General features: G+C 71.9%; 21 protein-coding genes. 6 read left to right on the top strand and 15 right to left on the bottom strand.

Annotated elements, in window-relative coordinates; genetic code table 11:
* Positions 1–11: 11 nt before the first annotated feature.
* From ACTIE5_RS18395 to ACTIE5_RS18455, 13 genes are read right to left on the bottom strand one after another with little or no spacing between them, the layout of a single operon-like run.
* Entirely contained in the window at positions 12–338 is a 327-nt protein-coding gene (locus ACTIE5_RS18395; protein ID WP_439551165.1) for a gas vesicle protein K, read from the bottom strand.
* Positions 335–556, bottom strand: a complete 222-nt coding sequence (locus ACTIE5_RS18400) for a gas vesicle protein (RefSeq protein WP_439551166.1) — start codon at positions 554–556, stop codon at positions 335–337. The genes ACTIE5_RS18395 and ACTIE5_RS18400 overlap by 4 nt, the downstream gene beginning before the upstream one ends.
* On the bottom strand, positions 549–1,292 hold the full coding sequence (locus ACTIE5_RS18405; protein WP_439551167.1) for a GvpL/GvpF family gas vesicle protein: 744 nt from the start codon (positions 1,290–1,292) through the stop codon (positions 549–551). Before ACTIE5_RS18405 ends, ACTIE5_RS18400 begins: the two co-directional genes overlap by 8 nt.
* Positions 1,292–2,272 carry a J domain-containing protein gene (locus ACTIE5_RS18410; protein ID WP_439551168.1) on the bottom strand — a complete coding sequence of 327 codons (981 nt, stop codon included), beginning with the start codon at positions 2,270–2,272 and terminating at the stop codon, positions 1,292–1,294. Before ACTIE5_RS18410 ends, ACTIE5_RS18405 begins: the two co-directional genes overlap by 1 nt.
* A complete protein-coding gene (locus ACTIE5_RS18415; RefSeq protein ID WP_439551169.1) occupies positions 2,269–4,335 on the bottom strand; it encodes an AAA family ATPase in 2,067 nt (688 codons plus the stop codon). The genes ACTIE5_RS18410 and ACTIE5_RS18415 overlap by 4 nt, the downstream gene beginning before the upstream one ends.
* Positions 4,332–4,574 carry a gas vesicle protein GvpG gene (locus ACTIE5_RS18420; RefSeq protein ID WP_439551170.1) on the bottom strand — a complete coding sequence of 81 codons (243 nt, stop codon included), beginning with the start codon at positions 4,572–4,574 and terminating at the stop codon, positions 4,332–4,334. The genes ACTIE5_RS18415 and ACTIE5_RS18420 overlap by 4 nt, the downstream gene beginning before the upstream one ends.
* Positions 4,575–4,581: 7 nt before the next feature.
* Entirely contained in the window at positions 4,582–5,346 is a 765-nt protein-coding gene (locus ACTIE5_RS18425; protein ID WP_439551171.1) for a GvpL/GvpF family gas vesicle protein, read from the bottom strand.
* Positions 5,343–5,885, bottom strand: a complete 543-nt coding sequence (locus ACTIE5_RS18430; protein WP_439551172.1) for a hypothetical protein — start codon at positions 5,883–5,885, stop codon at positions 5,343–5,345. The genes ACTIE5_RS18425 and ACTIE5_RS18430 overlap by 4 nt, the downstream gene beginning before the upstream one ends.
* Complete coding sequence (gene gvpJ, locus ACTIE5_RS18435; protein WP_439551173.1) at positions 5,882–6,172, bottom strand: gas vesicle protein GvpJ; 291 nt, start codon at positions 6,170–6,172, stop codon at positions 5,882–5,884. Before gvpJ ends, ACTIE5_RS18430 begins: the two co-directional genes overlap by 4 nt.
* 4 nt (positions 6,173–6,176) lie before the next feature.
* Positions 6,177–6,434: a gas vesicle protein GvpO gene (gene gvpO, locus ACTIE5_RS18440; RefSeq protein ID WP_092960907.1), complete on the bottom strand. Its 258-nt coding sequence runs from the start codon at positions 6,432–6,434 to the stop codon at positions 6,177–6,179.
* A gap of 12 nt (positions 6,435–6,446) precedes the next feature.
* Complete coding sequence (locus tag ACTIE5_RS18445; protein ID WP_439551174.1) at positions 6,447–6,755, bottom strand: hypothetical protein; 309 nt, start codon at positions 6,753–6,755, stop codon at positions 6,447–6,449.
* The gene (gene gvpN / locus ACTIE5_RS18450; protein ID WP_439551175.1) at positions 6,755–7,708 is read right to left on the bottom strand and encodes a gas vesicle protein GvpN; all 954 of its coding nucleotides are present in this window, start codon (positions 7,706–7,708) and stop codon (positions 6,755–6,757) included. The genes ACTIE5_RS18445 and gvpN overlap by 1 nt, the downstream gene beginning before the upstream one ends.
* Positions 7,709–7,713: 5 nt before the next feature.
* On the bottom strand, positions 7,714–8,427 hold the full coding sequence (locus ACTIE5_RS18455; RefSeq protein ID WP_439551176.1) for a hypothetical protein: 714 nt from the start codon (positions 8,425–8,427) through the stop codon (positions 7,714–7,716).
* 319 nt (positions 8,428–8,746) lie between these two features.
* Here ACTIE5_RS18455 and ACTIE5_RS18460 point away from each other — a divergent pair, with 319 nt between their 5' ends.
* From ACTIE5_RS18460 to ACTIE5_RS18480, 5 genes are read left to right on the top strand one after another with little or no spacing between them, the layout of a single operon-like run.
* On the top strand, positions 8,747–10,585 hold the full coding sequence (locus tag ACTIE5_RS18460; RefSeq protein ID WP_439551177.1) for a GAF domain-containing protein: 1,839 nt from the start codon (positions 8,747–8,749) through the stop codon (positions 10,583–10,585).
* 11 nt (positions 10,586–10,596) lie between these two features.
* Positions 10,597–10,908, top strand: coding sequence for an STAS domain-containing protein (locus ACTIE5_RS18465; RefSeq protein ID WP_439551178.1), 312 nt, complete (start codon positions 10,597–10,599; stop codon positions 10,906–10,908).
* An 18-nt stretch (positions 10,909–10,926) separates the two neighbouring features.
* Positions 10,927–11,844, top strand: a complete 918-nt coding sequence (locus tag ACTIE5_RS18470) for a methyl-accepting chemotaxis protein (RefSeq protein ID WP_439551179.1) — start codon at positions 10,927–10,929, stop codon at positions 11,842–11,844.
* Entirely contained in the window at positions 11,841–12,476 is a 636-nt protein-coding gene (locus ACTIE5_RS18475; RefSeq protein WP_439551180.1) for a biliverdin-producing heme oxygenase, read from the top strand. Before ACTIE5_RS18470 ends, ACTIE5_RS18475 begins: the two co-directional genes overlap by 4 nt.
* Positions 12,477–12,479: 3 nt before the next feature.
* Entirely contained in the window at positions 12,480–13,184 is a 705-nt protein-coding gene (locus ACTIE5_RS18480) for a hypothetical protein (RefSeq protein WP_439551181.1), read from the top strand.
* Here the strand turns inward: ACTIE5_RS18480 and tcuB are convergent.
* A complete protein-coding gene (gene tcuB, locus ACTIE5_RS18485) occupies positions 13,181–14,329 on the bottom strand; it encodes a tricarballylate utilization 4Fe-4S protein TcuB (RefSeq protein ID WP_439551182.1) in 1,149 nt (382 codons plus the stop codon). The two genes, ACTIE5_RS18480 and tcuB, sit on opposite strands and share 4 nt — an antisense overlap.
* A complete protein-coding gene (gene tcuA / locus ACTIE5_RS18490) occupies positions 14,316–15,713 on the bottom strand; it encodes an FAD-dependent tricarballylate dehydrogenase TcuA (protein WP_439551183.1) in 1,398 nt (465 codons plus the stop codon). The genes tcuB and tcuA overlap by 14 nt, the downstream gene beginning before the upstream one ends.
* Positions 15,714–15,822: 109 nt before the next feature.
* Between tcuA and ACTIE5_RS18495 the strand changes: the two genes are divergently transcribed.
* Positions 15,823–16,497, top strand: a complete 675-nt coding sequence (locus tag ACTIE5_RS18495) for a GntR family transcriptional regulator (RefSeq protein WP_439551184.1) — start codon at positions 15,823–15,825, stop codon at positions 16,495–16,497.
* The last annotated feature ends 81 nt before the right edge of the window (positions 16,498–16,578 follow it).

The raw sequence follows: 16,578 nt of genomic DNA on the forward strand, positions 1-16,578 counted from the left end.
GGCATCGCCCTTCAGAGCAGACGGCCCAGCGGGCCGAGATCAAGGTTCAGATCCTGCGGCCGGATTCCCAGCCGCCCGCACAGCGTCTCCACGGCGCCGCGAAGCTGCATCAGGCCAAGGCCCAGCCGCTCCGCCTCCTCCGCCGTCACCGTGCCGGCCTCCAGCCGCCGCAGCGCCTGGCCTTCCATCAGCCGGCGCACCAGTTCGACCAGCGTCAGCACCAGCCGCGCCAGGTCCTGTTCGATGGTCGCTGGGTCCAGCGCGATCCGCGCCAGCGGCGCCATGGGCTGCACCGGGGGTGGTGCTTCCCGCACCGGCATGTCCTGCAAGCCGATCATCGCATCCCCTCCGGCCGCGCCGCGGTCAGGCCGGCCGCGCGATCGACGGAAGCGAGCAGCGCCCGCAGCCCGAGATGCACGAGGTCCACGCCCGCCAGCGACAGCACGATCTGCCCATCCACCACCACGCCGGTGTCCAGCAGCCGGTCCAGCACATCGACCAGCGCCTGCGGTTCGCTGCCCAGCGGCGGCAGCGGCGTCTTCAATGAATCACGCATGCGAAAGCGCCGCCCGCGCGAAGGCATAGGGCGGCCAGGGCCCGACAAGGCGCAGCGCGATGCCGCTTTCCGCCAGGTCGCTGGCCGTTGCCGCGACATCATCCATCAGCGCCGGCAGGTCGGCGCGCCGCACCAGCGCCGTCAGCGCCTCCGGCATCACATGCGCATGCCGGCCGAGCCTGGCCGCCACATCCCGCGCCAGCATCGTCGCCCGCGCCGCGCGCGCCTCAGCCATCCGCTTCTCCCGCGTGCGGGCCAGCAGGAAGGCCGTGCCCGCCGTCGCATCCCGGGCGCGCCGCGCCAGGTCGCGCAGATTCTCGTCATGCTCGTCGAGCCAGGCGGCGTGGCGCGCCGGGTCTTCCTCCAGCTTCGCGGTGCATTCCGCGCAGCCTTCCACCTGCGCCAGCGCCGCCATCAGCGCCGCCTCCCGCGCCGCCAGCCAGGCGGCCAGGGGTGCGGCGCCGGAGAACAGCGCCCCGAAGGCCAGCGGCAGCACCGCCCCCGGCAGCGCCGCGACCACGGCGTGATGCGCCGCCGCCCGCGCCGCCACCCAGGCGGGATCATCCCCGCGGCAGCCCGGCCCGGCCTCGAAGGGCTCCCGCGCCACCAGGCTTACCAGCGCCGCGCAGCCGCCCGCCTGCACCAGGGCGAAGCCGGCGCCGGGCAGGATGGCGTCCACGTCGCGTGGCAGCGCCGCATCCGCCGACACCACGGCATAGGCGTAGAGCGCTTCCATCACAGCGCCTCCGGCAGCAGCAGCCGGCAGGCATCGCGCCCGACCAGCGCCGCGCGCCGCACCTCCCCGGCCCCGGCCAGGCTGTGCAGCAGGCGGTAGGCTTCCGCCGCTTCCGCGAAGCGCCCGGGATCGGCTTCCGGCCCGGTATGGTCGGGGTGCAGCCGCCCGGCGATGCCGCGCCAGCGCCGCTGCAATTCCGCCGGCGCCACGGCATCAGGCAGTTCGAGCAGGCTCCACGCCCGGTCGATCGCATCCGCCGGCACCGCCGCCACGCGCGCCGCGGCGAAGGACAGCGGCGGCAGCGGCCCCCGCAGATCCGCCGCCACATCGGCGGTCAACTCCCCCGGCATGGCGAAGAGCGCCGCTTCGATCGCCGCCTCCCCGCCCGCCGGCACCCGCACCGTCAGGCCCACGGCCGTGTCCTCCGCTACCGGCGCGGCCTCCGCCACCGCCAGCACGCGCCCCGTCAGCGCCGCGCGCAGCGCTGCAAGCCGCGCCATGCGCGCTTCCGCCAGCAGGCCGGACACCGTCGCCGCCATCGCTGCCCGGCCCAGGCCCTGCAGCGCGCCGCGCGCCGGCCCCAGCACGCTGTCCGGCGACCAGCGCAGGATCACGTCCCACTGATGCGTGCCGCCGTGATCCGCCAGCGCGCGCGCCGCGGCCTCCGCCTGCGCCGCCAGCAAAGCGGGCCAGGTCTCCGCCGGCAGGGTGGCCGCGCCCGGATCGGCGGGCAGGAAGGGGCCGGCCATGCAGCCCGCCTCCAGCCGCCGCTGCAGCGCCGCCAGGCGCTTCAGCAGCCCCGCGCGATCCCTTGCCAGCAGCAGCGCCTGGGCCGGCGCCTCCGCCTCCTGCATCAGCGCCGCCACCCCGCCCGCGCGCAGCAGCGCCATGGGCGGCCCGGGCAGCGCCTCCATCCGCGCCAGCAGCGCGCCCGCATCCCCGCCCGGCGCGATGCCGAGCATCCGCAAATCCGCGTTCATGGCGCATCTCCCCGTGTCATCGCCAGCGCGGCCGCGAAATGCGCGGCGGAGACCACCGCGCCCATCGGCTCCGCCGCCTCCTCCATCGCCGCCAGCGCGGCCCGGCGGCACAGCCCCGCGAGGTCCGCGCCCACCATCCCGTCGCTGGCCTGCGCCAGCGCATCCAGGTCCACATCCGCTGCCAGCGCCATGCGCCCGGCATGCAGGCCGAGGATCGCGCGCCGCGCCTCGGCCCCCGGCGCCTGCATCCGCACCACCAGGTCGAAGCGCCCGGGCCGCAGCAACGCGGGGTCCATCGCCTCCACGCGGTTGGTGGCGCCCAGCACCACGATCCCCGGCGGGTCCGAAATCCCGTCGAGTTCCGCCAGCAAGGTCGCCACCATGCGTTCCACCGTCGCGCCATCGCCGCCGCCGCGGCGCCCCGCGATGCAGTCGATCTCGTCGAAGAACACCAGGCAGGGCCGCGATTGCCGCGCCCGGTCGAACACCCGCCGCAGCGTCGCTTCCGACGTGCCCTGCCAGGGGGAGAGCAGTTCGGCGCCCCGCACCGCGATGAAGGCGATCCCCGCTTCCGCCGCCAGGGCGCGGGCCAGCAGCGTCTTGCCCGTGCCCGGCGCGCCATGCAGCAGCACGCCCCGCGGCGGCCGCAGCCCCATCCGCGCGAAGGCACCGGGATGGCGCAGCGGCCACAGCACCGCGCGTTCCAGCGTGCCGCGCAGCGCCTCCATCCCCGCCACGTCGCCCCAGCCGCCGCGCGGCATCTCCAGATGCGTCTCCCGCAGCGCGCTCGGCACGATGCCCGCCAGCGCCTCCGCGAAGTCGCCCTGCGTCACGGCCAGCCCCGGCGCGATCTCCGCCGCCTCCAGCGCGCCCGCCCGCCGCAGCGCCGCGATCGCCGCTTCCCGGCACAGCGCGGCGAGGTCCGCGCCCACATACCCCGCCGTCAGACCCGCCAGCACGGCCAAATCCACATCGCCCGCCAGCGGCATCGCCCGCGTATGCACGCCCAGGATTTCCCGCCGCCCCTGCTCATCCGGCGGATCGACGCGGATCTCGCGGTCGAAGCGCCCCGGGCGGCGCAAAGCGGGGTCCAGCGAGTCCGCCATGTTGGTGGCCGCCAGCACCACCACATCGCCCCGCGCGCCCAGCCCATCCATCAGGGTCAGCAGCTGCGCGACGATGCGCTTTTCCACCTGCTTCTCGCCGGACAGCCCATCGCGACGCGGCGCGATCGCATCCAGCTCATCGATGAAGATGATGGCGGGCGCTTCCTTGCGCGCGCGTTCGAACACCGCCCGCAGCGCGCCTTCGCTGGCGCCGTAGTAGCGGTCCATGATCTCCGGCCCGTTCACCGCGATGAAGGCGGCGCGGCTTTCGGTCGCGACGGCGCGTGCGATCAGCGTCTTGCCCGTGCCCGGCGGCCCCACCAGCAGCACGCCCCGGGGGGGCGAGATGCCGAGCCGCGCGAAGGCATCGCGATGCCGCAGCGGCAGTTCCACCACCTCCCGGATCCGCTCCACCACGCGCGACAATCCGCCGAGGTCCTCATACCGCACCGCGCCGGCGGCTTCCGGCGCCGCCGAACCCTCCAGCGCCACCACCGTCGTCGCATCCACCAGCGCAGGGCCCTCGGGCTGCATGGCATGCACGCGCAGCGCCGCCTCCCGCCCGCCGGGCAGCGCGATGAGGAGCGAATCCCCCGCCGCCAGGGGCATCCCTTCCAGCACGCGCCCCAGCGCGATCAGCCCCGGCTTGATGGCGGGGCCCGCCAGCACCACCCGCGTCGCCCGGGGCACATCCCCCGCCGCGCGCACCGTCACGGCTTCACCGAGTGCCGCGCCCGCATTGCCGCGCGTCACGCCATCCAGCGCGATCCGCCCGCCGCCGCGCGACGCCACCGGTAGCGGCAGCGCCCGCGCATGGGCGATGCGCCGCCCCTCGATCGCCAGCACATCGCCGATCCGGCAGCCCAGCGCCGCCATCGCATCCGGGTCCAGCCGCGCGATGCCGCGATTGGCATCATCGATGGCGGCGCCGATGACGCCGAGCGAAAGCCCGCTCATCCCCGCGCCGCCCGGATCGCGGCGAGTTCCGCCAGCTGCTCGGCTTCCGCCGCCTCGAACTGCTCCTCCGTGATCTCGCCGGCCTCCAGCCTGCGTTCCAGCGCCAGCAGCGCGGCTTCCACCCGGCGCGGGTCGTGCCATTGCTGGTCCACCGCCTGCGCCACCTGGTTCGCCACCCAGCCGATGCCGCCCACGGGCAGGGAGATCGGCAGCGTCAGCAGCGTGCGCAGGATGCCCATTCGCGCCTCACGCCGCCTGCGCCGGCGCGCCGAACCATTCGGCACGGAGCGAGACGAAGTTGAAGGGCGGCACCGGGCCGACATAGCGGAACAGCAGCCGCGCACCCTGCCTCGCCTCCAGCGCCGCCACCGCGGCATCGAAGCGCTGTTCGTCGCAGCGCCTGACAAGGAAGGCGCGGTTGGCGATCATCGCCTCATCCACCTCCCGCAGCGCCACCATCTGCGCGGCGAGTGGCGCCAGCGCCGCATCCAGCGCGGCGGCTTCCTGCGCGCGCCGTTGCGCCAGCGCCGCTTCCACGCGCCGGCCCAGCGCGATGCGGTCCTGGTAGGTCTCCTGCATCGGCCGCGTGGCGAGGCGATCGCGCAGCGCGCGCAGCGAAGGCTCCGCGGCCAGGATCTCCTCGAAGATCACGCCCTCGCGCCACGAGACGCGCAGGCCGAGCTCCACGCTATCGCTGATCCCCGCCATGGCGTCGCGCAGCTTCATCGCGTTCACCGCCAGGCATCGCGCCAGCGTCACCGCGCAGGGCGCCACCGTGCCGAAGCGCACCGGCAGCACATCCGCCGCCGCCGTCGCGCGTTCCAGCACCGCGGTATGCGTCAGCATGTGCCGCCGCGTTGGCGCCGGCCGTTCCGCCGGCGCCTGGGAGACGAGGGCCACGAACCCCGCCGCATCCATCGCCTCCACCGCCGCGCCGGCGACACCATCGCCCAGCGGCGCGCCGCCCGGCGCCGCCATCCCGATGCCGTAGAGCCAGAGCCCGCCGCTCATGCGCCCGGCTCCAGGCGCAGCAGCCGGACTTCCAGGATGCCGTTGCGCAGCGCATGGCTCATGCCCGCCGCCGTCACCGTGCAGGGCAGCGTCACCAGGCGGTGGTAGCGCGCGCGCCCGGTGCCGGTGATCTCCAGCGCGCCTTCCCGCACCGTGAGTGTCAGGCCATCCGGCGCCACCCCCGGCACTTCCGCGACGATGAGGATCGCCTCCGCTTCCTCGAACACGTCCACCAGCGGCTCCCGCGCCGCCGGCTCCTCGCGCCTCGGCTGCACGGAGGGGGAGAATCCCGGCATGGAGGAACCCTGGACCGCGCCTTCCATCGTCCGCACCGCATAGCCGAAGGCGATCTTCGGCTCCCCGTCGGCGGATTTCGCAGTCTCGGCGAGCTTGCCGAGCCCCTCCGCCAGCCCCTTCAGCCCCTCCATCATGCCCGTGATGGAGGCGACGGGATCGATCGCCGGCCGGTCGCCACGCGCCTGTTCCGCCATCGCCCTTGCCACGGAAATCGGCCGCCGCGGCCCGCGCGCGCCGCTCATGCGCCCACCCCTGCCAGCCGCTTCTCCAGCAGCGCCACGCGTTCCGCGAGCATCGCATTCTCCTGCGTCAGCTTCTGCGCCTGGCCCGTCAGGCCCGTATCCGCCTCCCACCAGCGGATGCCCATCTCCAGCGCGCGATCGACGGAGGCGACGACAAGCCGCACCCGGATGGTCAGCAGTTCCACGCCGACCAGGCTGACGGAGATGTCGCCCGCCACCACGATCCCCTTGTCGAGGATCCGCTCCAGGATATCGGCGAGGGAGGAGCCGCCAACCGCGTGCTGCATGGGATCAGGCTTCCTCGCGCGCCTGGCCGCGCTGGAAGCGGCCCGTGCGCTTCCAGCGCAGGATGCGCCCGCCATTGTCCAGCGTGACCTCGAAGGCCGCGATCAGGTCATGCGTGCGCGGGATGGCGCGGTGTTCCAGCATGTCGATCGCGACCGCCCAGCCATCCTCCGCCGGGTCCAGCCGCGCGACGGTATCGGCCGGCAGGCCGGTGATCACCGTCATCTGCCGCTTCGCCGTCTCCACGATCTCGGTGAGTTCCATGGTCTCCGTTCCTCAATAGGTCATCGGCACGCCGCGGCGGCGCGCCACGGGGGGCGGCTTTTCCGCCTGGGGTTCCGTCGCATCCTCGGGCACCAGCGTGCCGATGCGGGTGGACAGCGCGGCCATGCGCGCCATCACCTGTCCCATCGTCGTCGCCGCGGCCTCATGCTGGCGCCGCAGCAATTCCATCTGCCGCGACAGCCGCGACCGCCGCTGCGCCAGCAGCGCGAATTCCGTGGCGGCGCCTTCCAGCGCCGTCTCCACGCCCTGCCGCCGGGCACGCGGCCGCGTGGTGGCCAGGCTGCTGCGCGGGCGTGCCATCACGCCACCTGCCCGGCCAGGCGCGGCCCGCAGAAATGCTCCACCAGCCGCACCAGCATCTGCCGGTGCTTCGGGTCCTGCGCCCCGGCGAGGGAGGGCTTCACCCGGCTGCCCAGCACGTCCAGCACGATCTCCACGAAGCGTTCCTCCTCGGCCGAGGCATCGATCCCCTGCGCCTTGGTCAGCCGCGCGATCATGACGGAGGCGCGGAGCGTCGGTCGCCGCGTCCATTCGCGGGAGATGCGGAAATCCCTGACCAGGTCGACGATCCTGCCGGCCTGATCGGGATCGAGCCCGGACCGCGCCACCGCGATCGCCACTTCCGTGTCCCGGTCGAAGCCATCGAGGTCGATGGTCACCATCCGGTCCAGCAGCGCATCCTGCGCCTCCTCCGTCCCCGCATGGTCCTCGGGGTTGGAGGTGAAGATGGCGCGGAAATTCGGATGCACGCGGATCGCGGTGTCGCTGCCGCGCGCCTTGGGCAGCGACAGCACGCGTTCCTCCAGCACCGTCAGCAGCACATTGTTGGCGGCGGGCGGCGCGCGGTTGAATTCGTCATAGACCAGCGTGCAGCCTTCGGTGCACGCGACCGTCAGCGCGCGGTCCAGCCAGACCGGCACCGTCTCCGTCTCCACCTTCATCACGCTGGTGATGTAGCGGTCCACCACACGCCGTGTGCGGCTGCCGGCTTCCCGCCCCACCAGCGCCGCCGTGTCGAAGCTGGCATCGCCCACCAGCAGCAGCACGGGCCGGCCCAGCCGATCCGCCAGATCCATCGCCGTCTTGGTCTTGCCGCTGCCGGCCGGCCCCCGGAAATGCACGGGAAACCCGGCATCGAGATAGGCCAGCGCGCGCGCCGCCAGCCTTTCCGTCGCCGGCGTCCGCACATGGTCGGGCCCCGGCTGCAACTGCAGCAGCCCTTCCGCCTCTGCCACCGCCCGCTCACGCGCCATCGTCTTCATGCTCCACTGAGTTCGAGCGCGACGCCGCGCCGCCAGGCGACAAGGACGGAGGCGTGGCGCGCGGGATCGTCGGTCCATTCCAGATGCTGGTCGGCCAGCAGCCGCAGGCGCGGCAGCGCCGCATCACGGAAGGCATCGCCGCCCGCATCCTCCGCCGCCAGCACCAGCGCCGCCTCAGGCCCCAGGCCGCCGCCGGCCAGCAGCGCCGCACCGATGTCGCAGGCCGCCTGCATCGCGGGATGCACGACGATGCCGCCCAGCGCATGCCCGCAGGCCGCGCCGAAATCCGCCGCCAGGCCGGGCGCGATGCCGCGCCGGTGCGCCGACAGCTGCGCCAGCGCCGTCACGCTGCGCGCCAGGGCCGATGCCGCGTGCGGCGCAGGCCCGGCCAGCGCCAGCCCATCCGCCCAGGCCAGGCGCGGCATGGCGCCCGGCGCTTCCGCCGCGGGCCACAGCGTGATGGCGCATTCCGCCAGCGGCAGCGCATGGCCCTCGATCCCCAGCCCCTCCGACAGCAGCGCCCACACACGTGCGAAGGCAGCGCGCGCCGCCCTCAGGTCGGGCTGCAACACCAGTTCGGGGCGCAGCCCGTCGCGCAGCGCCACGCGGCACGCCAGCCCCGCCAGGCCGCGGAAGGCCGGGGGCAGCGTGACCTCGACGCTGCCGCTGCCCTGCCCGGCGGACCGGATGCTCCGCGTGCCGAATTCCATGCGCGCCGTGGCCTCCTGCCACCTGCGGCCCACCGGGATCGCCGGGCCTAGCAGCATGGCTAGCAGCCCACTGGTTTCGCCTTCGTGAAGATGCGGAAGGCGGCAATCCGCTTACCAGATGGGCAAGGTTGCCGCCGGTTTGCCCGAATTTCATGCGTCATCACACGACGTCAGCCCCGAAACAAACCTGTCCTTAAGTCTCCTCTCGCCATGATGATCGTCGCCATCCCGACCGACGGGATGCCAGGCGATCACGCCCGGCATTGATGCGATGTCTCCGGATGTCCCACGTGGCAGGGCCGAGAAGGGAAGCCGAGGCATGGCGAACATCCGAGCACACATCTGGAACGGGCGCCCCGCGCCCTGCGAGCATGATGCGCTGCCACTGGCGCGCATCGGCACCGTCCAGCCGCATGGCGTGATGATGGTGGTGGTGCCGGAAACCGGCATCGTCGAGCATGTCAGCGCCAATGTGCAGGAGATCCTGGGCGTCGCGCCGCAGGCCGTGCTGGGCCACTCGCCGGCCGCGGCCTTCCGCGATGCCGAAAGCCTGGCAAGGCTGGGGGAGATCCTGCGCCCCGGCCGCCGCTACTTCGACAACCCGACGCCCATCGTTGCGCAGGGCCGGCGCTTCGAAGCCATCTGCCACATCCGCGACGGCCGCCTCTTCATCGAGATCGAGCCCTTCGTGGAGGCCGAGCACGACTACCAGACGATGGTCACGACCGCGCTCGATGCCGTGGCGCGGCAGACCACCGTGCAGGGGCTGTTCGAGGCCTCCGCGAAGATGATGCATTTCGTGACGCGGTATGACCGCGTGAAGCTCTATCGCTTCCTCGCCCATGGCCATGGCGTCGTCGCCGCGGAATTCCATGCGCCCGACAGCAGGCTGCCGAATTCCTTCCTCGGCTACCACTTCTCCGCCTCCGACGTGCCGGAGAATGCGAAGGAGATCCTGCGCAGCGGCAAGACCCGCCAGAAGCCGACCCAGCGCGGCTCCGTGCCCCTGCTCACCATGGGCGGCGGCGGCGAACCGGTGCCGAGCGGCGATGCCATCGACATGACGGATTGCTGGCTGCGCGGCATCCACCCCTGCGACAACGGCTACAACCGCAACCTCGGCGTCGGCAGCAACATCATCTTCCCCGTGAACATCGACAACAATGTCTGGGGCCTCTTCGTCGTCCACAACAAGGACGAGAAGTTCCTGAACTACGACAGCCGCGCGGTCATCGAACAGCTCACCATGATGTTCGCCTCCCGCCTCGTGGAGCTGGAGGCGCAGGAAGCCCGCATCGCGGACCGCCAGCGCCTGAGCGCCGAGATGATCGCGACGGTCGATGGCAGCCAGGCCATGCTCGCCGCCGCCGCCGCCATGCGCGGCGAACATTTGACCAGCGCGCGGCTGCACGCCATGCACGCGGTCTCCCGCCACGTCGCGGCGCTGGCCCCCACCTATGTCTCGATCAGCGGGGTGGAGGTCGCGGCCGCGGGAAGGGCGGAGGATCGCTTCTCCTCCGACCTGCTGCGCCTCGCGGATGCCGATGGCGCCGCCGTGCTGCGCGCGGGCCCCGCGGGCCATGTGCATCTGGTAGGCACGACGCCCGATGCGCTGACGGTGCGCGGCATCGCCTCCCTCTTCGGCTCCCGCCTGCCGGCCTTCGACACGTCGGAATGGCGCGTCTTCGCCACCGATGCGCTGGGCGACTACACCCCGGCGGGGCCCGAACTGCGCGCGATCGCCAGCGGCCTCCTCGCCGCCCCCATCGGCAACCGCGGCGACATGATCATGTGGTTCCGGCGCGAAAGGGTCATCGACGCCGTCTGGGCCGGACGCCCGCCGAGTGGGGCGGAGTTGAACAGCGAGAAGATGTTCAAGCCCCGAGAGGATTTCGCCGCGCATCGCGCGCCGCTCGGTGGCGCATCGCGCCCCTGGCTGGATCAGGAAATCCTTCTCGCCGCGAAATTCGCCGGCGCCATCGGCGATGTCTGGTTGCGCCAGGCGCGCGGCGTCTCCGCCCCCGCCTCCGACCAGCCCGGCGATCCTGTGGTGGTCGACGCCCGTTCGGAAGCCGATCTCTTCGCCCCGCGCGGTGCGGGCACCCTGCCGGCCACGCTGCCTGCCGCCCCCGGCAGCCGCTGGCATTCCGTGGCCTGAGGAGACACGCCATGTCCATCAACGTCTCCGTCCAGGCCAGCGGTTCGCAGGCCTCCGTCACGCTCCGCGGCGTGCTCGACAGCATGAGCCAGGTGACGCTCAAGCAGCAGCTCGAACCCGTCCTCGCCAATGGCGCGGTCACGCAGATCCGCCTCGATTTCGCCGGTGTGCAGAGCATGGAGGCCGCGAGTGCCGGCATGCTGATGATGCGGAGCCACACGGCAAAGTCGAAGAACAAATCCGTCGGCATCGTCAACGCGAACCCGGCGGTGCTGTCCCTGATGCACAAGGCCAATCTCGGCAAGGTGCTGCAAATCCAATAGCAACGGCCGGAGGCCATCATGGACGGCATGTCGATGGTTGCCGGTTCCGGGGATTCCGCGGGGGGCGAAGACCGCCGCGGCAGGCCCCGGCCCGAAGGGGAGAAGGATTTCTCCCGCCTGGATTTCCTCTCCTCCCGCGTGCTGGAGGAATGCTCGGTGATCCGCGACGCGGGCGCCAAGCTGTCCAACACGCTGGAAGGCACGATGATGGAGGCGTGCTCGCTTTCCGTCAGCGCGGCGGAGACGTCGGACTTCCTTCAGCGTTCGGAGGCCGCCGGCCAGGCCCTGCTGTCCTCGACGCAGGAGATGACGAGCCTGACGGATGCCGCCCGCGCCCAGGCGGAGGATGCCGAAAGCCGCGCCGCCGCCGGCGCCACCTCCATCGATGCGCTGGTCTCCACCTTCGGCACGATCGGGGAGTTCCTGCGCGGCATCAACAAGATCTCCGCCCAGACCAACCTGCTCTCGCTCAATGCGCGGATCGAGGCGACGCGCGCCGGCCAGCACGGCGCCGGCTTTGCCGTCATCGCGCAGGAGGTGAAGGCCCTGGCCGGGGAGGCCGGGACCCTCAGCGCCAATATCGAATCCCGCCTGCGCGACCTCGTCTCCGCCACCCGTGGCGTGCAGGCGGATTTCGGCGCCATCGTCGGCGCCGTTCATGGCGCGACGGCGACGCTGACGGACCTGCTGCAACGCCAGCGGTCGCTTGCGGAGCGCATCGGCGATGGCTGCCAGCAGACCGTGGACGCCGCCGCCATGATGGCCGGCGTGAATGATGTGATCACCCGCATGCAACTCGCGATCAGCGATACGGGGGAAGCCTATGTCCAGCTCACCCGCTCGCTCGACACGCTCACCGTTTCCGCCGAGGGCGTGGTGCGCAACCGCGAGGGCCTGCTGAATGCCACGATCGAAACGCAGAAGGCGCTGACATGATGTCCATCGCACTGGCGGAAGCCCCCGTCTTTCCCGCCTTGGCCCCGCCGCTGACGCTGCGCCTGCGGCAGGAAACGCGGGATCTGCATGACCGGATCGAGGCGAATGCCCGCTTTGCCCGCCTCATGGCGCCAGACCTGACCATGGCGGAATATCGCCGCCTGGTCGCGCGCCTGCACGGCCATCACGGGCCGCTGGAAACGGCGCTGGATGCCGTCTCCCATCGCCTGCCGGCCTGCCTGGTGCTGCACCGCCGCCTGACGCGCCGGGCGGCGCTGGCCGCGGATCTCCGTGCCCTCGGCTTCGCGCCGGATGACATCGCCGCCCTGCCGCGCTGCGAGGCCCATGCCATCCGCAGCGTCGAACAGGCGCTCGGCGCGCTCTACGTCCTCGAAGGCTCGACGCTCGGCGGCCAGCTCATCGCGCGGCACCTGAACGCGGCACTCGGCATCGGTCCCACCAACGGCGCCGCGCATGTCGTGCCGCATGGCGCGGAGACCGGCACGCTCTGGCGCGATTTCCGCCTTGCGCTGGATGCGGGGGCGGAGGCCGCGCAATTCGACCCGGACGCCGTCATCGCCGCGGCCCGGCACGCCTTCGATGTGCTGGATCGCTGGGTGGCGGGCGCCTGATCCATGTCCCTGTTGCAGAAGCTGGAGGAAGCGGTCGATGCGCTGGCCACGACGGCCGCCTCGATACCCGGCGCGCGCATCCTGCCCATGCCGGATTGGCGTTCCCGCGCCGCCGCGGAAGGCACGCTCCGCCGCCCCATCGCCTGGCGCAACACCGTGGTCCGCACCCCCGCGCTGCGGCGCCTGCATGTCGAGTATTTCGCCATCCCCGGTGAGATCGCGGTGCTGCATGCCTGCGCCTTCCCGCATCTCGACCAGGCGCTGCCGATCTACGGTTTCGATGTCATCGCTGGCCAGGATCGCGCCACGGGCTGCTTCCTCGATCTCTCGCCGACGGTGCCGGAGGCCGATCCGCTGATCGCCGCCTGGGCCGATGGCCTGGAACCGCACCGCGCTGCCCTTGGCACGCAGCGCGTCCTGCCGGAGTGGACGGCGATCTTCTCGCCGCGTGTCATCGCCGTGCGGCCCGCGGATGCGACGGCCTTCCAGGCGGGGCTCGATCTCGGCGCGGCGACGCTCCGCTGCCTCCTTCCCGCCACGCGCTGCGATCCCGCCGCCATGGCCGCCGCGCAGGCCCGCTACATCGAGGGCCAGCGCCGGAACGACCGCACGCGCCGCATGCTGGCGGGCTGCATTGGCGCCGACATCGCCGACGCCTTCATCGCGGAATGCCTATTCCCGCCCGTGCCGGCGGTGGAAGCCGCTTAGGCGCGCGCGCGCCGTTCCCGCGCATTCCGCAGCAGCGCGATGCCGCGATACACGCCGTGCACCATCTTGCTGTAGGGCAGCACGGCGAAGAACGCGAGGACCAGGCCGAAATGCAGGGCCAGCATGAAGCCCATGGCGCCGGTATGCCGCACCGCCAGCAGCAGCAGGCCCGTCGATCCGATCAGGAACAGCAGGCCGAGCATCGCGAATTCACCGCCGAGCAGCTTGCGCGCCACCGGCACCGGATCGGTGATGACCTTCACCCGCATCAGCCCCGCCGTGCCGATGCACAGCAGCACGCCGCCCCAGGTGCCCAGCTGCACCGGCAGGCTCAGGAAGGCATGCGGCGACTTCCAGCCGAAGACATGGTGGTAGATGGCGCCCGTCGTCGTTGCCGCGAAGCACAGCATGAAGCCGTAGAACATGGCCTGGTGCAGCCAGCGCCGCTGCTGGGCGAAGCTGTCATCCACATCGTTGCAGCCATGCCCGCCACCGCCGAGGTTGCGCAGCGTCAGCACATCCACCGCCGCATCCGCCACGGGCGCCGGCGCGATCGGCCCACCCAGCCAGCCCGTGCCCCTGAGGTAGCGCACAGCCCCCATCGCCATCGCCAGGATCCCGAAGCCGAAGCTCGCCCCCGCCAGCGTGTTGATCAGCCAGAGCGGGATGATGCGGAAGAAGGCGCCCGTGCCCGTCTGCGCCGTCCACAGCCTGGACGGGTCCACCAGCGCCACCGCCAGCAGCAGCGCCAGCGTCACGAACAGCGTGGCAACGGCGACGACGACGGTGCCGTTCTTCTCGAAGGCGCGGCCCATTGCCGGCGGCCAGGCGTATTGCGCGTAGCTTTCCTGCCGGATCGTCGCGAAGGTGGCGGGGATGTTGATGGCGAAGGCGTGCGGCGGCGCATACTGGCAGGCGTGGTAGCAGCCCTTGCAGCCATGGCAGAGATTGGCCAGGTGCGTGAGGTCAGCGGTGGCGAATTCCCGCCGCGCCGCCATCGCCGGGAAGACGGCGCAGTAGCCCTCGCAATACCGGCAGGCATTGCACACCGCCATCTGGCGCCGCGCATCCTGGTAGGCATCGCTTTCCGTCACTTCCGCCTCGCGCAGCAGCGCGTCCAGCTTGCTCATCTCAGTTGCGGACATGCTTCGCCGCTCCCTCTCCGGCCAGGCGGCCGAACACCGTGCCCAGCGTCATGCCGAAACCCGCCAGGTAGCCCTGGCCCAGGATGTTGCCGGACATGATCTCGCCGCTGGCGAACATGTTTCCGGAAGGCTTGCCATCCGCCATCAGCACGCGGGCCTTGTCGTCCACCTTCACGCTGAGGAAGGTGAAGGTGATGCCGGGGCGCAGCGGGTAGGCGTAGTAGGGCGGCTTGTCGATGCGCCGTGCCCAATGGCTTTTCGGCGGGCTGAGCCCTTCTGTCCGGCAATCATCGGGCACCATCGGCGTGAAGGTGCCGGGCACGACGGCGGCGTTGTAGTCCGCGATCACCTTCTCCAGCTTCGCCGCATCCATGCCCGCCTGGGCCGCGATGCCCGCGATGCTGTCGGCCTTGTAGGGCGGATAGACGGACGGCAGGAAATTCATCACCGCCTGGCTGTCCGTGACGGCCAGCGCTACCTGGCCCGGCTGCTGCGCGATCAGGCGGCCCCAGATGGCGTAGCGCTTCGGCCAGACATCCTCGCCCTCATCGTAGAAACGCTCGACGTTCCGGTTCACCACCACGGCGAAGGGCACGCAATCCAGCCGCATGGCCAGGCCGCCATCCTCCATCGGCGCGCGGGCGTCATTCGCTACCGCGTGGAACTGCGTGGGATCGCCCACTTCCTGCACGCCCTGCGCCAGCAGATCCTTCAGCACGACGCCCTGGGCATAGGGCGTGCCGCGAATCTGGAAATTGTCGGCCGCATCGCCCCAGTATTCCCGCAGCCAGTTCCGATTGGCCTGGAAGCCGCCGGAGGATGCCACCAGCGCCTTGAAGCGGATGCGTTCGGGGAAGCCGGCATGGCTGACCACCGCCTCCGTCGCCCAGCCTTCCTCGACCTTGATGTGCTGCACTTCCGTGTCGAACAGCGTGACGATGCCAAGCCGCGCGCATTCCCGGTACAGCGCATTCACCAGCGCCTTGCCGCCGCCCAGGAAGAACGCATTGGTGCGGGACAGGGACAGCGTGCCGGACAACGAGGGCTGGAACACCACGCCGCAGCTCGCCAGGAAATCCGGCGCATGCTGGCTCGCCCGGATGCACATCCGCGCCAGATGCTCATCCGTCTTGCCCGCGGTCACGCGGCGGAGGTCGTCCCAGTACTCCTCCTCCAGGTAGCTGTCCGTCATCACCTGGGTCGGGCCGGGATGCATGGTCCGCAGGTTGCGCGTGTGCCGCGAATTGCCGCCGCGCAGCGGGGGAGGGGACGCCTCGCACAGGATCACGCTCGCCCCCGCCCGCGCGGCGGTGATGGCGGCGCAGAGCGCGGCATTGCCGCCACCCACGACCAGCACGTCATAGACACGGGAGAAATCGGGCATGGCGGCCCCTCGGTCAGCTTCTGAGGCTCTTTGTATCCAACGGTATCCACCGATGTCCAGATACCCGTTCCAATCCAGGCCTGCCCTGCGCTAGACCGGGCGCATGGACATGCCCCTGCCCAGCCGCGACCTCGGCCAGGAAGCCTATGCGCGCATCCGCGCCGCCATCCGGGACGGCACCCTGGCCCCCGGCCTGCGCCTGACGGAAACGGACCTCGCCGCCCGCTTCGGCGTCTCCCGCACCCCCGTCCGCCAGGCGATCGCGCGGCTGGAATCGGAGGGGCTGCTGACCCACGAGGCCCGCCGCGGCCTGACCGTCACCCGGCCCGATCACGCCCAGGTGGTCGAACTCTACGTCATGCGCGAAGTGCTCGAAGGCGCGGCCGCGCGCCTCGCCGCCCAGCACGCCAGCCCGACGGAGATCGGCGCCATGGCCGAACTCATCGCCTCCGAACCCGGGCATTTCGACGATGCGCGCGCCCTGGCCGAGACCAACCAGCGCCTGCACGGCCTGCTCTATTTGGCCGCCCACAACCGCTACCTGCTGCGCAGCCTGGAACAACTCGGCGCCACCATGGCCCTGCTGCCCACCCTGCTGACATTCGGCGGCCGCGCCGCCCAAGCCCACGCCGAACACCAGGCCATCCTCGCTGCCCTGCAAGCCCGCGACGGCAACGCCGCCGAGGCCGCCGCCCGCGCCCACGCCCAGGCGGCGCAGCGCCACCGCCTGGCCTGGCTGGTGCGCACGGTGGGGGTGCCCTACGCGGCGCCGGGCGGGGGGTAGGCGGGCACGTGCGCGCGTTGGTGGCCTGCAGGGGGACGCTGTCCCCCTGCACCCCCTGCAAAGGGGCAGCGGCCCCTTTGA

The sequence above is a fragment of the Falsiroseomonas sp. genome (assembly GCF_051859025.1).
GTDB lineage: Bacteria > Pseudomonadota > Alphaproteobacteria > Acetobacterales > Acetobacteraceae > Falsiroseomonas.

Coding starts and splice junctions, on each gene's coding strand:
- ACTIE5_RS18395 (WP_439551165.1), bottom strand. CDS start 338: ATGATCGGCTTGCAGGACATGCCGGTGCGGGAAGCACCACCCCCGGTG.
- ACTIE5_RS18400 (WP_439551166.1), bottom strand. CDS start 556: ATGCGTGATTCATTGAAGACGCCGCTGCCGCCGCTGGGCAGCGAACCG.
- ACTIE5_RS18405 (WP_439551167.1), bottom strand. CDS start 1,292: ATGGAAGCGCTCTACGCCTATGCCGTGGTGTCGGCGGATGCGGCGCTG.
- ACTIE5_RS18410 (WP_439551168.1), bottom strand. CDS start 2,272: ATGAACGCGGATTTGCGGATGCTCGGCATCGCGCCGGGCGGGGATGCG.
- ACTIE5_RS18415 (WP_439551169.1), bottom strand. CDS start 4,335: ATGAGCGGGCTTTCGCTCGGCGTCATCGGCGCCGCCATCGATGATGCC.
- ACTIE5_RS18420 (WP_439551170.1), bottom strand. CDS start 4,574: ATGGGCATCCTGCGCACGCTGCTGACGCTGCCGATCTCCCTGCCCGTG.
- ACTIE5_RS18425 (WP_439551171.1), bottom strand. CDS start 5,346: ATGAGCGGCGGGCTCTGGCTCTACGGCATCGGGATGGCGGCGCCGGGC.
- ACTIE5_RS18430 (WP_439551172.1), bottom strand. CDS start 5,885: ATGAGCGGCGCGCGCGGGCCGCGGCGGCCGATTTCCGTGGCAAGGGCG.
- gvpJ (WP_439551173.1), bottom strand. CDS start 6,172: ATGCAGCACGCGGTTGGCGGCTCCTCCCTCGCCGATATCCTGGAGCGG.
- gvpO (WP_092960907.1), bottom strand. CDS start 6,434: ATGGAACTCACCGAGATCGTGGAGACGGCGAAGCGGCAGATGACGGTG.
- ACTIE5_RS18445 (WP_439551174.1), bottom strand. CDS start 6,755: ATGGCACGCCCGCGCAGCAGCCTGGCCACCACGCGGCCGCGTGCCCGG.
- gvpN (WP_439551175.1), bottom strand. CDS start 7,708: ATGGCGCGTGAGCGGGCGGTGGCAGAGGCGGAAGGGCTGCTGCAGTTG.
- ACTIE5_RS18455 (WP_439551176.1), bottom strand. CDS start 8,427: ATGGAATTCGGCACGCGGAGCATCCGGTCCGCCGGGCAGGGCAGCGGC.
- ACTIE5_RS18460 (WP_439551177.1), top strand. CDS start 8,747: ATGGCGAACATCCGAGCACACATCTGGAACGGGCGCCCCGCGCCCTGC.
- ACTIE5_RS18465 (WP_439551178.1), top strand. CDS start 10,597: ATGTCCATCAACGTCTCCGTCCAGGCCAGCGGTTCGCAGGCCTCCGTC.
- ACTIE5_RS18470 (WP_439551179.1), top strand. CDS start 10,927: ATGGACGGCATGTCGATGGTTGCCGGTTCCGGGGATTCCGCGGGGGGC.
- ACTIE5_RS18475 (WP_439551180.1), top strand. CDS start 11,841: ATGATGTCCATCGCACTGGCGGAAGCCCCCGTCTTTCCCGCCTTGGCC.
- ACTIE5_RS18480 (WP_439551181.1), top strand. CDS start 12,480: ATGTCCCTGTTGCAGAAGCTGGAGGAAGCGGTCGATGCGCTGGCCACG.
- tcuB (WP_439551182.1), bottom strand. CDS start 14,329: ATGTCCGCAACTGAGATGAGCAAGCTGGACGCGCTGCTGCGCGAGGCG.
- tcuA (WP_439551183.1), bottom strand. CDS start 15,713: ATGCCCGATTTCTCCCGTGTCTATGACGTGCTGGTCGTGGGTGGCGGC.
- ACTIE5_RS18495 (WP_439551184.1), top strand. CDS start 15,823: ATGCCCCTGCCCAGCCGCGACCTCGGCCAGGAAGCCTATGCGCGCATC.